This is a genomic window from Ruegeria sp. SCP10 (genome assembly GCF_040329495.1).
GTDB lineage: Bacteria > Pseudomonadota > Alphaproteobacteria > Rhodobacterales > Rhodobacteraceae > Ruegeria.
The window spans coordinates 392,204-407,206 of the sequence record NZ_JBDZYF010000002.1 but is presented as its reverse complement, the minus strand read 5'-3'; the positions used below and the strand labels follow the sequence as shown (position 1 = coordinate 407,206).

Here is a 15,003-nt window from a genome sequence, read left to right as displayed (position 1 = left end):
ATTCTTTTTTGAATCAGTGACTTACAATTTACTCTTGATACAAGATATTGTGGACCGGTTTGAATGAACGTCTATGGTGTGGGGTCACACCAAGATTTTGCAGCGCATCGCGGTGTTGTTTTGACGGATAACCGGCGTTTGTCTCCCATCCATATCCCGGATGCTGTTGCGCCAAATCCACCATCAGTTGATCACGCCAATTTTTTGCCAGGATCGAGGCCGCCGCAATCGACACTGATCGGGCGTCTCCTTTGACCACGGCTTGGGCGGGGATCTTCAGGTCGCGCGGGACCATATTGCCATCGATCAGCACGTAATCCGGCGCCGGGTCCAGGGCCGCCACCGCCCGCTCCATTGCCAAATGCGAGGCGCGCAGGATGTTGATCTCATCAATCTCGGCCACGGATGCTTCGGCCACTGCAAATTCTGATCGGTCCCGCAAAGCCGCATCCAAAGCCGAGCGGCGTTTCGCGGTCAGCTTCTTGGAATCATTCAACCCTTCGGGAATGTCTTGCGGGTTCAGGATCACGGCGGCCGCAACCACCGGCCCAGCCAATGGGCCGCGCCCCACCTCATCCACACCCGAGATGCGAAGACGCCCGCTGTCCAAAAGGGCCTGCTCAAGCTCAAAATTCGGAACCATCATCTCTTTGAAAAACCGTGTTTCATCACCGACCGCAAGAAAAAAGAGAGGGCCGCCTGCGCCGCCCCCTCTCTTGCGCGGTGCTTCTGCGGCACCGCTCCTGCTCGTGACTGATTACTGATAAACCACGCGGTAACCTTGTTGGCGCAAGCACGCGGGCTCGTAGGCCCGTTTGACCTTTTTGCCATTCCAGAAACCGACCTTGCACTCTTGTGGCAGGCTATTGGCGTGTTTGTAGTGCTTGTTGAGACATCCGGTCCCCAAAAGCGGCCGGTCCCCATAGGCATTGAAAGTTCGCAAACAGCGTTGTGGCAGATCATAACGCGCTACCCGTTTGGGCAGTGGTTTCACATGGCTCGGTTTTGGGTCCACATGAGTATGCTGCCGCGAGGCCCGCTCGCGATCTTTGCGTTTTTCCTTGTTATAGTGATTGACCGCCGCGCCAATGATCGCAATCGCAGCCAGCCCGCCTAGAATGTCTCGCGTGTCCGCCGCGCGCGCCTGCGAAGCAGAAATACCGGTAATAGCCATGGCGGTCCCAACGATCAGAGCGATGAATTTCTTATGCATCTTGCTTGTCCTTTCGGATGTGGATGCGACCGCATGACGGGTCGCGCATTCGATGCATCCAGACTGGGCCCTCACCTTTCAGACAGGCAATAACAGGCCTCTGCTATCCAATATCAGCCTGCGCAAACCCCTTGCGTTATTGAATATCGGACCAACTCATGCGCAGGATGCGGCCTATGAAACAGATCATCTCTTCTTTGGCCCTGGCGTCCCTGATATCGGTGGGCTCAGTCGCGTCCGCAGCAGACTGCTATGCGGACTACAAGGCGAAACAGGACAACCCGTTGCGCCTGCACTACGGTGTGATGCAGGTGACCTCGTGCGACAAAGGTCAGGCGAAGCAAGAGGTCGCCCAGCGCCTGCAAGGCTCTGGCTGGACCTTGCTGAATGTAATGACGGTGTTCGGGCCGGAAGGGTTGGATCAAAGGAAGGCCAATGCCGGAAAATTCTATCTCCGTTTCTGATGCAAGACGGTCTGGTACCCGGCTGGTGGGGCTGGGAATCGCTGCGATCCTGATCATCCTTGTCACCGCCGCCGCTTTTTTGTTGTGGACATTGCCGGATGCCAATGCCTTCAACGCGCGGGTTGAGCGGCTGTTCGTCGAAAGTGATCTGACTTCGCAGGCAGAAATCCGGCTGCTGGAGATTCTGGCACAATCCGGCACCGCCTTTGCGGACACGCTGGCAAGCTATCGGATGGTGATCTACGTCTTGTTGGTCTTTTCCTGCGCGATGCTGATTTCCGCGTTTGTGTTTCTGGTCATGCTGGTGCTGCTGAACCGTCGCATGGCGCAGATCGAACGCACCGGGATACAGGTTACTTCCCTGCTGATCAGCCGCGAGGAAAACACCGTTTACCTCAACAACATGGATTTCAAACTGACCCCTGCGGCAATGGAAACCCTGTCGGTTCTGGCGGAATCCCGTCTGGATGATGAGGTGCTGTCCGGCGCGCAGATCGAAGGAATGATCTCGGGCCGCGACGCCTCAGATTGCGACGAAGCGGCAGGTGCGACACGGATCAAACGTTTGCGCGATGCCTTGGGCAATCAGATGGTCAGCGAGCTGTTGGTGAAAAACATCGCAAAGAAAGGCTATATGCTATCGATCGAGAAAGATGTCATTCAGATGGTCTGACATCACTGGGGGATCAGACCCGCACCCGATAAAATCTGCATGATCCCTCTTGGAATGGACGGCGGAAAGCCCCATTCTTTGTGGACCCATGGCAAGGGAGGTCGATCATGAACGTCCACGCCACACCAAGAACCACGGGCTATGGAATCTCGGTTGAACCGCTAAAGGGCAAGATCGCCATTTATCGGAACGATACTCTGTTGGCCGAAAGTCATAGCGCCAAGGTGATGTATGAAACTCGCTTGCCGCCGACCATCTACATCCCCCGCGATGATCTGTGCGTCGACCTGAGCGACGAAACCGAGTTGCAGACCTTCTGCCCCTTCAAGGGCACCGCGACGTATCACGACATAACAGTACACGGCGAGCATCTGGCCAATTCCGTCTGGGCCTATGAGCAAGCTTTGCCAGAGAGCATCGCCATTCAGGGCCATATCGGATTTATGCCGGGCGCTTACACCGATATCGATCTGGGTCAGAACCAGCTGCGCGATCCAGATGATGGTAACATCAGCGGCCCATTGATCGATTGGTTGATGCGAGGTGCTTCAACCGCGACGACGCCCGAGGCTTTTACCAAAGCCCTGGCCAAGAAAATGCTGGAACACGGGATCGCCATCCAACGCCTAAGCATCCTCGCCTGGTCCCTGCACCCGCTGATCGCGGGGAAGCATTTTATATGGGAAAAGGATCAGGATGAAATCCTGACCCGCGCGCCGACTTATGAAATCTATGACCATCCGGCCTTTATCAACAGCCCCTTGCGGCACGTTTCCAATGGGCTGGGCGGTGTACGTCAGCGGTTGAATGATGAAAACCCGCATAACAGCTTTCCCATCATGGAGGATTTGCGTGAGAAAGGTGCGACAGACTACGTGGCGATGCCCCTGCCTTTCTCGGACGGGCGCACGAATGTTCTGACCCTCACCTGCGACCACCCCAATGGCTTTACCACCGAAAACCTGGGGCTGGTATTCGAATGCTCATCGGTCATCGCGCGCTATTACGAAGTGTTCATGCAACGCGAAAATGCGCAGGTGCTGTTGGAGACATATGTCGGCAAACGGTCAGGCGCGCGGGTTCTGGGCGGTGAAATCCGGCGTGGTGACGGCGATGAGATCGACGCCGCGATCATGTTTTGTGACTTGCGCAACTCTACCAGTCTGGAGGAACAGCTGGGTCGTGAAGCCTATATCAATCTCTTGAATGAGTTTTTCGAAACTGTCTCGGAAATCGTGCACGAGAACGGTGGCGAGGTGCTGAAGTTCATCGGCGATGCTGTGCTTGCGGTTTTCCCGGCCTTGGATGACCCAGACCTCGCGCGCGAAAGTGCACAGCGCACGGCGATTAACATCGTGGAACGGTTGGGCGAGTTGCGGCAATCGGGCACCGATATTCACTGCGATTGTTCAATCGGGCTGGCCTATGGGCGCGTGACTTATGGCAATGTCGGATCGCGCGAGAGGCTGGATTTTACGGTCATCGGCCACGCGGCAAATGTGGCAGCACGACTAGGTGAGTTTGGCAAAACGGTTGGCCATCGCATTGTTGTGTCCGAAGACATCGCCCCTGCCTGTGCCCATGCGCAGCCCTTGGGTGAAGTTGCCCTGCATAATGTATCAAAGCCTGTTAACTCTTACGCCCTGCGCACATCCGCGGATGAGATACTGAATTCTTAGTAAGCCCGACAGCAGTTTCTTCGTCGCAAGAGCGGTTCGCCTACTCACACAGCATTGGCCAACCCTCGGAGTGGCACACGTGAAAGTTCTAGTGGTCGAGTACCAACCTCTGCCTACACTGCCCCCAGCAAGATAAGCGCAGTCTGTGCTGGCGAGATAGTGCTCTGCAACTGTGCGATCTGACTGCGCGCTAGATAGGTGTCGGTCAATCTCGTTGCCGCGTCTTCGTCGGTGAATTGCGCCAGATCATCAGACCCGGTCAACCGAAGCAGCCTGTCCTTGAATTCGACCAACTGCTTGTCGATATCCAGCTGCCCAAACGACGAGGGCAACCCCAGCGCCGTTTCCATCATGCTGCGCAGCGGAGGCCGACCCATCAGATCGAACCATTTGGTGTCAACGCTGACGTTCTCCTGCGCCAGTTCGGTCAGCGCATGTTGAGCATACAGGGCGATCCGCATCGTCTCATCCGATTCACCAACCGAAATCTCGAACCGGGCCGTCATGTTGTCCTGAGCAACCTGTTCCATCAAAAACGCAAAGCCGGTTCGCCGAATCTGACCGGGCCCGAACCCAAACGCGTCCGAAAACTCCCGGTACCTTTTGTCGGCCAAACGATTGGACAAGGCATCATCCGCACTGGTCCCGTCTTCCAGAATCTTTCGGACGAAAAACCGATTGTCCAGATCGCCTTCCAGACCAAAGGCCCCCAGCGCGACCTGCAACAGACGCCGATCCGAAACCAGCTGCTCTGCCGTTTCAATCTTGCCGATGTTTTCCAGGAAGTAGCGATTGTCGCGCTCGTTGATGGTCGAGCTCGAAAAAGCCTGAAACTGCGAGTCGTACGTTCGCTGGAGGAAGCGCCATCCGACCAATCCACCCGTGGGTATGACGGGTTGGAATGTCATTGCTGATAAGCCATCAAACGCTCTTCTCGCGGCAAGAGTGAACGAAGGGATTTGAGGCATTTGTAGTACTGCTCGCCTACCAATGCATCCGTGGCCTCGCCCAGCACACGGCGGCTGTCAGAGTCTGTGAATACCTGGCTCAACTCCTCGACCCGGCGCAGCAATTGCTGCCGCGCTTCAACAGGGTCCATATCACCTGACAGAACAAGTTGTGCGGCATAACACACGCGCCGGACAGGGGTGTTAACCTCATCGGGGTGTATCGCGTCCCGCAGCCGCAGAACATTGGCCTGAGGCGTCATGATCGAGAACCGGCTGCGACGGTCCCCGTTTTCGATCACAACCCCGTTTATCAGAACCCTCTCTTTCGGGGCGAGTTTCAAAACCAGCCCCCCCATTATGCCGCCCCACCCTGACGCAGGCCGCGCAAGACCGCCGTATTGATCTCCAACAATGGTTCTACGGTGGCGTTGTTGCCAAGGACCTGACTGCTATGGTGTTCCGTGAACTCTGCCAGATAGAAAATTCGCGCGCGTAATTCATTGGGCAAGGCGTTGTCGGAATCTGAAACGCCCGTCGCCAGAACCGTCCACAAGCGACGGTTTTCATGTACGGCCTGCACAAACGCGGCGAAATCGGTTGTCTTGCTAGCCGCGGCCGCTTTCAGGCGGCGCGTGATTTTCGAGATCGCCTCGAATTCAGTGTCTCGTGGTGTACGAACAGGAGCGGCAGTTTGCGCATAAGCGTTGTGAGCAAGCATTTGCGGGGTCACTTGAAATCCTTCCAATTGGCCGTCTTCAGGCGGTCAGAACCGGGGCGCGAAAACCGCGCCCCGGCCAAGTTCCGGGATTAGCGGAACAGCGACAGGATCGACTGCGGTGCCTGGTTGGCAATCGACAGCGACTGGGTCGCCAACTGCTGCTGGACCTGCAACGCCTGCAGACGGGCCGAGGTTTCCTCCATATCCGCATCAACCATCGCGCCGATGCCGGATTTGAATGAGTCGGTCAGCTTCGACACAAAGTCCTGCTGGGTCTCGATCCGGCCCTGGGCCGAACCAAAAGCAGCAGCTGCGTCAATCGACGTGTCGATCAGCGATTCAATCGTGCCAAGTGCAGCAGCGGCACCCGCATCAGTGGATACGTCAATCGAGCTAAGCGCACCCAAACCACCCGAACCAGCATTTGAGAACTGAGCAGATACCGAGATATCCTGATCCGCGTCAGCCCCGGCAGCCGCCGTACCTGTTGCGAAGGACAGCGTATTCGGAGCACCCGACGAGTCATAGTCAACCGCCAGTCCAGTGATGCCAAGCGCATCAATCTCGTTCTTCAGGCCAACCGCCACCAATGCGTCGGTATAGTTCTCGTCATACGTGCCAGAAGGATCGAGGTCGCTGTCCTGGATGGTGTAAGACACCTCTTGTTCGCCAACCCGAATCGAGACCCGGTCGCCAACTTCGAAGTTGTCAGTGGAACTGTCGATCAAGATATCGCCGGTGCCGGCTGTACGGTCCATGGTGAACCCAGCCACGTCATTATCGGTGGTCGCACCATCCGAACCTGCAAGCACGCCTTTGGCGGTATACCCACCGATGGACAGATCCTGGCTGGCGACCGAGATAGACGCCGAGTTGACTGCACCCGTACCATCACGATCCAGCGAAGACAGGATCGAAACGGTACCCGCAGAACCATCCACAAGGTTCAAACCATTGAACTGCGCGGCGCCAACAACCGATGCAATCTGATCCCGCAACGCTGTCACGTCATCATTGATCTTGGCCCGATCAACGTTGCCTTCCTGTGCAGCGACGATCTTGCCTTTCATCTGGGTCAGAAGGTCGGTCACAGTTTCAGATGCGTTCCGCGCAACCGCCACAGTCGACTCACCCAATGCAAGGCTGTCTTTAATCGCATTGAAGCCTTTGACGTCCGATTCCATCACTTTCGAAATCGCCCAGACCGCCGAGTTATCCTTGGCAGTTGCGACGTCCTTACCTGTTGAAATAGCGTTCTGCGTCATCGCCAGGTTTTTGTTGACCGACTTCAGGGTCTGCAGCGCAACCATAGCGCCATTGTTTGTCAGAATGCTGGACATTGCTGTCATCCTTTCACTTCGGGCGATTTGCGCCCATGTTCACCCCGCAGAGAACTGCAGGCTTGGCTGTCTTTCTGACCTGTGCGATGCGCCCTGTGGCCATTCGCGCCACCTGCTGATTTCAGGTGCAGGGATACTTTTGGCGCTGATCCCCTAACGGAGTGCTAAGATGTCCGATCCCGAAACTTCAGATTTGAATCAACGCGGCACTAAGCCCGTTTTTCGAGCTTTGCGTGGCTGCGAACTGCAAAGCCGCTGCGTTGCCCGTCGGCCCCATAGGTGCTGAACTCCTGCCGTACGCGGCGCAGTTCGGCCATGCGGGCGGCAACGGCGCGGATGCCATCTGCTGCGCTGTTTAACAAAGCCTGGTTACGTTCGACCTTCTGCTGAACCCGAATCAGATCGGCACTGTCGCGCACCTGCAGATCATTGATCGCGCCGATCAGTTTCTCTTTTTCCGGCACCATATGCGTCAGGCGGTCCAGATCGCCGTCCACCAGCGCAGTGCGTTCAAGATCCAGAATCTCTTCCAAAGATTTAATGAGCGTCATGCTTGGTTCAGCCGTCATTGAATTTCTCCATCATTGAATTGAACAGAATTTCGGACAGACCCACGCCGCCCGACTGGGCCAATTGCTGGGCCTGATGCTGGACAAGGAAAGATGAAAACTGATCCTCACCTGCACCGCCACCGAAGGAATCGCGCGACTCACCCAGCCCTGCGGATTTCAGCATCTCAGCCAGAAATGTCGCCTCAAGCTCGACCGCTGCGGCCTGCAGCTTATCTGCATTGGTTTGAACCGGTTGGGGCAGTGCCGTGACCTTCATCGCTTTCTCCGAAATTTACATCGAACTTTCTCGATCAAAGGTGAAAGCGGTTAAAATAAACGTAACTTCCTGCGGGCAGATTTCTGATCAGACATGACGGAGCCCGGAGCAAAATGCCCAACCCGCTTACACTGATGACAGCTGCCACAACCTCGACCGTCAAACCCGAGGCGGACGCAGAGAAAGCGCGCCATAACAAGGCCGGGGCCCAGTTTCAGGATGTTCTTGATCAACAGGACGCGCCGCCTGAGCTGGAAATCTCGTCCGAAGATCTGCCAGAGGATCAAGATGCTCCAGTGGCGGCCGAAACCGATATCCCCCCGATCAAAGGTGATTCTTTGAACCAGGATGTAACTGAATCTGACCCGGCACCGCGTCTCGAAACTCAAAGCCCAGTTGAGGTTGAGAAAACGGAACTCGCAACCGCTCCGACACAAACTCAGCCGGGGAATGAGGCTATCTGGCAGCCGCAGCAGGGACGCGGCGGGGCGGATATTCCGCCAGATTCGACACATAGCGCGATGCCCAATTCACGGATCGAGCCTGCAGACCCAACGCAGCAAGTTCACCCAAAGCCACAAGGGGAAACCCTCGTGGCTCAAAAGGATGTGGCCAATCGTCCCGACACCAGTGTGTTCGCGATGCAGGCAGTTACAGCGCAAGCAAAAGACAGATCGGTGCAGGTCGATACAGTGCCTGCTGACACAGCACCGGATGCAAATCCCACAATGTTTCAACCGCAAAAGTCGGAACGAGCCCTCACGTACGGGGCTGCCGGCATCAGCGTCGCGCAATTGCAATTGACCGCCTCTGCTCGGCAGCGAGACGCAGAACAGGCTGTAAAAGTCGATACCGGCGAACCTATTGCTGCCTTGGGTGAGGAGCCTGTGTTGCAATCAGCCCGCGATTCGGCGGCACCGCTCAGCGCGCCTGCACAGGCGGCGCGGGCTGAGGTTGCGCGGGCAATCGCGGGCCAGATGGCCGCAGCCATACAGGCGCGGGCTGGCTCCGGCGCAATCGAGATTGCTCTGAACCCCGAGGAGTTGGGGCGCGTTTCCATTATTCTGAATGGTCGCGAGGACGGGTTTCACCTGACAATTGCGGCTGAACGGCCCGAGACACTGGACCTGATGCGCCGCCATATCGCGGTGCTGTCCGAAGAGTTTCAGAAACTGGGCTATGGCGACCTGTCATTTGATCTCGGGAATTCCTCGGATTCGCAGCAAAATCCTCTCGATCACCAACAGGCTAACAGCTTCGACCTGACACCCCAGGACCTTGGTGCGCAGGCTGCACCGTTTCCAAAGAATACCGCCCCGGGGCGGGGCGTAGATATGAGGCTTTGAACATGATCAATCCAACACAGGCTGCTCAGACATCGGTTCAATCACAAGCAACCTCGGGGTCAAAGACCAGTGCAATCGCCTCGGATTTCGAAACCTTTCTGTTGATGATGACGACGCAAGCCCAGAATCAGGATCCGCTGGACCCGATGGATTCAGCCGAATACGCCTCGCAACTTGCGCAGTTTTCGATGGTGGAACAGCAAGTTCAGACCAACGATCTGCTGGCGTCACTCACCTCCAGCATGGGCAGCCTGAACCTGGGCGAACTGGCGAATTGGGTCGGCATGGATGTCCGGTCAACATCCGGGTTCAGCTTCGATAGTCAGCCGGTGACGCTGTTTGCGGCTCCACATGAAGCTGCGGATCAAGCTACGCTGACCGTGCGGGACGCTGATGGAGAAGTGGTTTCCACCTCGGATGTCCCGCTTGATCAGACCGAATTTACCTGGGCCGGAACCGATTCTGATGGCGACCCGCTGCCGCCGGGGAACTACACCGCAACCCTCAGCAGCTATCAGGATGGAGAGCGCTTGTCTGAAACACCTGTCGCCTCATACGGCCGGGTTGTTGAAGCGCAGATTGGCACGGATTCGATCTTGCTGACCCTCGAAGGCGGGCAGATTGTTCCCACACATCAGGTGAGCGGGGTTCGATCAGGCGCTTGATCTGATCAGAAGCGCAGGCCAAACCTAGGCGGATCGCGATTCGCCCCTAGAACTGGTTTTGACCCTGCCAAACTTTTCCGCCCCTCCGACCGATCTTGTGCACCAGCTTTCCGACCAAAAGCTGGTGCAAAACGATGCGCGTTTCGAAACGCTTTACGGCGGGCGGACCAATCAGGTCTGGAAGGTTCTGGGCGGAGACGGCGACCGCGTTCTGAAACTGTATGGTTCGTCGTTGCAAAACCCGCTGTTTCGCAACGACGCCGCGCTAGAGGCACGATGCCTTACCGCATTGGAACCTACGGGATTCGTACCACGCCTATGCGCTGCCGGTGGTTATCATGCAGATCATTGGGTTCTGTACGATCATGCGCCCGGCACCCCTTGGGACGATGATCCCGCGCCCGTTGCTTGGTTGCTCTGGCAACTGCATCAATCATCGGTCAGAGTAGCAGCGCCAGCGGGCTGTAACGGAAGTGCCGATCTTGCCGGACATGGGCAAGACATCCTGGACCTTTGTGCCCCCGAAACCCGCGACAAACTGCTGAGCCTTAGACCAAATCACGCAGTCGCACCAACAGCAAAACTATGCCTGATCCACGGCGACCCGGTGCCCGGCAATATTCTGGTCGCTGCATCCGGGCTGACGCTTATTGACTGGCAATGCCCTGCATTGGGCGACCCGTGCGAAGACCTGGCAATGTTCCTGTCCCCGGCGATGCAACTGCTCTATCGGGGTGGGCCTTTGGAGGGAGATCAGGAAAACCGCTTTCTAAGCGCCTACGGAGAGCCCGACGTCCTGTCTCGATACGAACAGCTTCGACCGTGGTTCGCCTGGCGCATGGCCGCCTATTGCCTGTGGCGGATGGAAAATGGTGCCCCGGACTATGAGCGCGGGTTTCAGCTTGAAGTTGAGGCGTTGTGTTAGCTGCACATCACCAATCAGCAACCGCCATTGCCGCATAGGCGGGCGGCAACAGCGCGCGCCGCATGCGCCCCAACGGGAACCGAGCGGGCGTTTGCGTCATCAGCTTTGGCAGACCCGTCGCCTGCCCCAAAGCCAATCGTGCCAGCGCACGACCGCAATAACTGCCCATCGCAACGCCGTTCCCATGAAACGCAAATCCTGCGAACAGACCAGGATGCCCCGGAACGGGCCCCGCATAAGGCAACAGCGAACGTGAAAGGCACACCATGCCTGACCAGATATGGGTGATCTCAACCTCGGACCATGCCGGGAACATCCCTCTGAAATCCCGCTGCACCAAGTCCCGGATCGCCTTCTCGGACGCCTCGGAAGATCGCAGCCCCCCTCGCATTCCGAACAGAAACCGCCCATCCGGCATCAGACGAAAGTAGTGCAGAAGATGCCGCGTATCGTAACACATCTGGTCCGAGGTCCAGCCCTGCGCTGCCTTCTCGGGCTCGGTCAGGGGCCGTGTAACCAGAACCGTCGATTGCGCAGGCATGTATCGGCCTGACATCCAATCGGGAACATCCTCGCTGGAATACCCGTTTGTGCAGATCAGCACCTGATCGGCCCGCACCCGTCCCTCGGGCATCTCAAGCTCAGAACCTGATGAGGTTTTTTCGACCTTTCGCACAGGGCTGTTCTGATAAAACACCGCCCCCAATTCGGCTGCGGATTGAGCAAGCCCAAATAGGTATTTCCGAGGGTTCAATCCAAACCCGACCGGGGTCGTGTACCCGCCAAAAAACGGGCCATTCAGGCCCAACCCCGGCAAATCCTCTTGCTCGTGCAAGGTGCCGTTTTGGTCTGCGGAACGACGCAGTTTCGCCATCGCGCGCGACGAATGCGCCAGCTGGGTCTCACCAACTGAATGCGTATCAGCCGCGATCTGATTCTCCTCAAGCAAGGCGACCACTAACGCGACGGCATCATGTTCTGCTTGTTCATAAGCGGCGGCACCGTCCTGCCCAAAGCGGCGCGCTAAGGCGCTATGGCCCAGTTTCGATCCGCCCAGACAACAGAAACCGCCATTGCGCCCCGATGCGCCCCAACCTGGGGTTTCCGCTTCAAGCACGGCGACCGAAGCCCCCGCTTTGGCAAGGTGCAACGCGGCAGATGTTCCAGTGAAACCACCGCCGATGATGGCGACGTCTACTCTCTGATCACCGTTCAGTTCCGGCCACTCAGGGCTGGGGCAGGTCTCATCCCACCAACACCCATCCCGTGGGCCGGGGCCGTAGGTGTAGGCGGGATAGATGCGTTTCATTCGGCGCGGGCAGCGGCCATTTCATCCTGCCGCTGCCGCATCATCGCACGTTTGGTGACCAGCGACGCGGTGATGACCCCCACCGTGACCACCGCAATCATGATAGTTGAAAGCGCGTTAATTTCGGGGCTGACCCCAAGCCGGACCGCTGAGAAAATCTTGATCGGCAAGGTCGTCGCCGATGGACCCGACGTGAATGAAGCAATCACCAAGTCATCCAATGACAGGGTAAAGGCTAGCAACCAGCCCGAGATCACGGCGGGCGCGATGATCGGCAAGGTCACAAGGCGAAACGCCTGCGCGGGGGAACAGCCCAAATCCAGCGCGGCCTCTTCCAAAGATTGATCAAATGTCACAAGGCGCGACGAGACAACAACGGATACAAAGCACATTGAGAATGTCGTGTGCGCTAGGATGATGGTCAGAATACCCCGGTCCAAACCGATCCCGATGAACAGCAACAGCAGCGAGAGGCCGGTAATCACCTCGGGCATCACCAGCGGTGCATAGATCATGCCCGAAAACAGGGTTCGCCCAAAGAAACGGCCCCCACGCACCAGCACATAGGCCGCAGCGGTGCCAAGTATCGTCGCCAATGTCGACGAAAACACCGCAACCCGGACGGTAACCCAAGCAGCGTCCAGAAACGCCTCGTTTTGGACCAGTTCGCCGTACCATTTGGTCGAGAAACCCGCCCAGACCGTGACCAGTTTGCTTTCGTTGAAACTGAAGATGATCAGGATGATCATCGGAATGTACAGGAACGCAAGGCCCAGCGTCAGCGAGACGGCATTGAACCAGCTTAGCCTTCTCATTGCTCGGCCTCCGTCTGTTTTTGCTGGTTGCGCTGGAACAGCACAATCGGGATCACAAGGATCAACAGCAGGACAACGGCGACAGCGCTGGCAACAGGCCAGTCACGGTTCGAGAAGAACTCCTCCCACAGCACCTTTCCGATCATCAGCGTACCCGATCCACCAAGGAGTGACGGGATCACGAATTCGCCAATCACCGGAATCATCACAAGGAAACAACCGGCGATGATACCGGGGCGCGATAGGGGGATCGTGACCAGCCAGAAGGCTTGTAGGCGGGAACATCCAAGATCTTCGGCAGCCTCAATCAAGGATTCGTCCATTCGCTCCAGCGCCGAGTAAATCGGCAGGATCATGAAAGGCAGATAGGTGTAGACGATGCCAATATAGACCGCCGTATTGGTGTTCAGAATGGTCAGCGGCGTTGAAATAATACCCGTCCAGAGTAGAAGCTGGTTCAGATAGCCCTCATTCGACAGGATGCCCATCCATGCATAGACGCGGATCAGGAACGAGGTCCAGAACGGCAGGATCACCAGCATCATCAGTGTTGGCCGCCATTCTTCGGGCGCGCGGGCCATGCCATAGGCGATGGGATAGCCCACCAGCAACGTCAGAACCGTCGAAATCAGCGCGATTTTGACGCTGGACAGGTACGCTTTCCAATACAAGTCATCCTCGGTCAGCCAGACGAAATTCTCAAAATCCAGCTGGCTGAAGAAATCTCGGATGCCAGCCCAGCCCTGTGACAGATCCAACGTCGGCGTATAGGGCGGGATCGCAAGTTCGGTGTCGGACAGCGAAATCTTCAACACGATGAAGAACGGCACCATGAACAGCGCCAGCAGCCAGACATAGGGTACAGCAATCAGCAAGGCACGGCGCATCAGTTCGCCAGCAAAACCGCAGCCGTTGCTGTCCAAGACAGCCAGACCGGGTCTTCCCAAGTAAAAGATCGACGCGAGATGCGGCGCGTGTTGGCAGATTGCGCCTTGATGATCGTACCGTTTGACAGTTCCACGTGATAGGTCGAGAGGTTACCCAGATAGGCAATGTCCAGCACCTTGCCCTGCACAGCGTTGATCGCCTCATCCGGGCGATCGGTCGAGATTGTCACTTTTTCAGGCCGGATGGCCAGATGGCAGGATTGACCATTCGAAAGTTCAGTGCCCGATGTCGCGGTCAGGGGTGCCTGCCCTTCGGCCCATTCGATCTGATAGGTCTCATCACCTGTCGATGTTGCACGACCTTCGATGATGTTCACATCTCCGATGAAGTCGGCCACGTAGACCGAGTTTGGATTTTCATAGATACGATCCGGCGTGGCAACTTGCATCAGTTTGCCCTGATCCATCACAGCGACACGGCTGGCAACGGTCATCGCCTCTTCCTGATCGTGGGTGACGATCACAAAGGTGGTGCCGGTCTTCTCCTGAATATCCATCAGTTCGAACTGCGTGTCCTGTCGCAGTTTCTTGTCCAGCGCGCCAAGGGGCTCGTCCAGCAGCAACAGCTTCGGAGCCTTCGCCAGCGACCGTGCCAATGCGACCCGCTGCCTTTGCCCACCCGAAATCTGGTGCGGCTTGCGGCGGGCGAATTGTTCCAGCCGTGTCAGGCGCAACATTTCTTCGACCCGGTCCTCAAGATCGTGCTTGGGCATGTTGTCCCGTCGCAGACCAAAGGCGATGTTTTCCCAAATGCTGAGGTGAGGGAACAGTGCGTAAGACTGGAACATCATGTTCACCGCCCGCTTGTTCGGTGGGATCGGGTCAATGTCCTGCCCGCCCAGCATGATATGCCCCTCAGTCGGGGTCTCAAATCCGGCCAGCATCCGCATCATCGTGGTCTTGCCACAGCCCGAGGGGCCGAGCAGAGCAAAGAATTCGCGTTCGAAAATGTCCAGCGACAGGTTGTCGATGGCGGTGAAGCCCCCGAACCGTTTGGTGACATTCTGGAACTGGATCAGTGGTTTCGCCTGTGGATCATCCCACGGCGCAAAGACATCAGCGTTCAAACCGGCCCCCGCATTTCTGTACGGTAAAGAAAAACGCGGGGCGTTGTTTCACCCCGCGCCGCAA

At 57.0% G+C, this 15,003-nt stretch carries 18 protein-coding genes; 6 read left to right on the top strand and 12 right to left on the bottom strand.

Going from position 1 to position 15,003, the window contains the following annotated elements; all coding sequences use genetic code 11:
- Positions 1-28: 28 nt before the first annotated feature.
- Positions 29-646 (bottom strand): ribonuclease HII, encoded by a 618-nt coding sequence (locus ABLN87_RS08390; RefSeq protein ID WP_353008975.1) that lies wholly within the window; start codon positions 644-646, stop codon positions 29-31.
- A gap of 111 nt (positions 647-757) precedes the next feature.
- Positions 758-1,213, bottom strand: coding sequence for a hypothetical protein (locus tag ABLN87_RS08385; protein WP_353008974.1), 456 nt, complete (start codon positions 1,211-1,213; stop codon positions 758-760).
- A 176-nt stretch (positions 1,214-1,389) separates the two neighbouring features.
- Between ABLN87_RS08385 and ABLN87_RS08380 the strand changes: the two genes are divergently transcribed.
- The 3 genes from ABLN87_RS08380 (at position 1,390) to ABLN87_RS08370 (ending at position 4,029) form a co-directional block, all read left to right on the top strand.
- Positions 1,390-1,677, top strand: a complete 288-nt coding sequence (locus ABLN87_RS08380) for a hypothetical protein (protein WP_353008971.1) — start codon at positions 1,390-1,392, stop codon at positions 1,675-1,677.
- Positions 1,649-2,350 (top strand): winged helix-turn-helix domain-containing protein, encoded by a 702-nt coding sequence (locus ABLN87_RS08375; RefSeq protein WP_353008969.1) that lies wholly within the window; start codon positions 1,649-1,651, stop codon positions 2,348-2,350. Before ABLN87_RS08380 ends, ABLN87_RS08375 begins: the two co-directional genes overlap by 29 nt.
- Positions 2,351-2,457: 107 nt before the next feature.
- A complete protein-coding gene (locus ABLN87_RS08370; protein WP_353008966.1) occupies positions 2,458-4,029 on the top strand; it encodes a DUF427 domain-containing protein in 1,572 nt (523 codons plus the stop codon).
- A 113-nt stretch (positions 4,030-4,142) separates the two neighbouring features.
- Here ABLN87_RS08370 and ABLN87_RS08365 read toward each other — a convergent pair whose 3' ends face one another.
- The 6 genes from ABLN87_RS08365 to ABLN87_RS08340 form a co-directional block, all read right to left on the bottom strand.
- The gene (locus ABLN87_RS08365; protein WP_353008965.1) at positions 4,143-4,937 is read right to left on the bottom strand and encodes a DUF1217 domain-containing protein; all 795 of its coding nucleotides are present in this window, start codon (positions 4,935-4,937) and stop codon (positions 4,143-4,145) included.
- Positions 4,934-5,335, bottom strand: a complete 402-nt coding sequence (flbT, locus tag ABLN87_RS08360; protein WP_353008964.1) for a flagellar biosynthesis repressor FlbT — start codon at positions 5,333-5,335, stop codon at positions 4,934-4,936. The genes ABLN87_RS08365 and flbT overlap by 4 nt, the downstream gene beginning before the upstream one ends.
- Positions 5,335-5,709, bottom strand: a complete 375-nt coding sequence (gene flaF / locus ABLN87_RS08355; protein WP_170533496.1) for a flagellar biosynthesis regulator FlaF — start codon at positions 5,707-5,709, stop codon at positions 5,335-5,337. The genes flbT and flaF overlap by 1 nt, the downstream gene beginning before the upstream one ends.
- Positions 5,710-5,786: 77 nt before the next feature.
- Entirely contained in the window at positions 5,787-7,037 is a 1,251-nt protein-coding gene (locus ABLN87_RS08350; RefSeq protein WP_353008961.1) for a flagellin, read from the bottom strand.
- Positions 7,038-7,246: 209 nt separating this feature from the next.
- Positions 7,247-7,606 (bottom strand): flagellar biosynthesis protein FlgN, encoded by a 360-nt coding sequence (locus ABLN87_RS08345; protein WP_353008959.1) that lies wholly within the window; start codon positions 7,604-7,606, stop codon positions 7,247-7,249.
- Positions 7,596-7,865 carry a rod-binding protein gene (locus ABLN87_RS08340; protein WP_170533505.1) on the bottom strand — a complete coding sequence of 90 codons (270 nt, stop codon included), beginning with the start codon at positions 7,863-7,865 and terminating at the stop codon, positions 7,596-7,598. The genes ABLN87_RS08345 and ABLN87_RS08340 overlap by 11 nt, the downstream gene beginning before the upstream one ends.
- Before the next feature lie 113 nt (positions 7,866-7,978).
- On the opposite strand from ABLN87_RS08340, the gene ABLN87_RS08335 reads away from it, so the two are divergent.
- The 3 genes from ABLN87_RS08335 to ABLN87_RS08325 are packed head-to-tail and all read left to right on the top strand — an operon-like array spanning position 7,979 to position 10,801.
- Positions 7,979-9,211 (top strand): flagellar hook-length control protein FliK, encoded by a 1,233-nt coding sequence (locus ABLN87_RS08335; RefSeq protein ID WP_353008956.1) that lies wholly within the window; start codon positions 7,979-7,981, stop codon positions 9,209-9,211.
- A 2-nt stretch (positions 9,212-9,213) separates the two neighbouring features.
- Positions 9,214-9,876 (top strand): flagellar hook capping FlgD N-terminal domain-containing protein, encoded by a 663-nt coding sequence (locus ABLN87_RS08330; protein ID WP_353008954.1) that lies wholly within the window; start codon positions 9,214-9,216, stop codon positions 9,874-9,876.
- 58 nt (positions 9,877-9,934) lie between these two features.
- Entirely contained in the window at positions 9,935-10,801 is an 867-nt protein-coding gene (locus ABLN87_RS08325; protein WP_353008951.1) for an aminoglycoside phosphotransferase family protein, read from the top strand.
- 7 nt (positions 10,802-10,808) lie between these two features.
- Here ABLN87_RS08325 and ABLN87_RS08320 read toward each other — a convergent pair whose 3' ends face one another.
- The 4 genes from ABLN87_RS08320 to ABLN87_RS08305 are packed head-to-tail and all read right to left on the bottom strand — an operon-like array spanning position 10,809 to position 14,939.
- On the bottom strand, positions 10,809-12,110 hold the full coding sequence (locus tag ABLN87_RS08320; protein ID WP_353008949.1) for an NAD(P)/FAD-dependent oxidoreductase: 1,302 nt from the start codon (positions 12,108-12,110) through the stop codon (positions 10,809-10,811).
- The gene (locus ABLN87_RS08315) at positions 12,107-12,925 is read right to left on the bottom strand and encodes an ABC transporter permease (protein WP_353008946.1); all 819 of its coding nucleotides are present in this window, start codon (positions 12,923-12,925) and stop codon (positions 12,107-12,109) included. Before ABLN87_RS08315 ends, ABLN87_RS08320 begins: the two co-directional genes overlap by 4 nt.
- Positions 12,922-13,812 (bottom strand): ABC transporter permease subunit, encoded by an 891-nt coding sequence (locus ABLN87_RS08310; protein ID WP_353008944.1) that lies wholly within the window; start codon positions 13,810-13,812, stop codon positions 12,922-12,924. The genes ABLN87_RS08315 and ABLN87_RS08310 overlap by 4 nt, the downstream gene beginning before the upstream one ends.
- Positions 13,812-14,939, bottom strand: a complete 1,128-nt coding sequence (locus ABLN87_RS08305; RefSeq protein ID WP_353008942.1) for an ABC transporter ATP-binding protein — start codon at positions 14,937-14,939, stop codon at positions 13,812-13,814. Before ABLN87_RS08305 ends, ABLN87_RS08310 begins: the two co-directional genes overlap by 1 nt.
- Positions 14,940-15,003 lie beyond the last annotated feature (64 nt).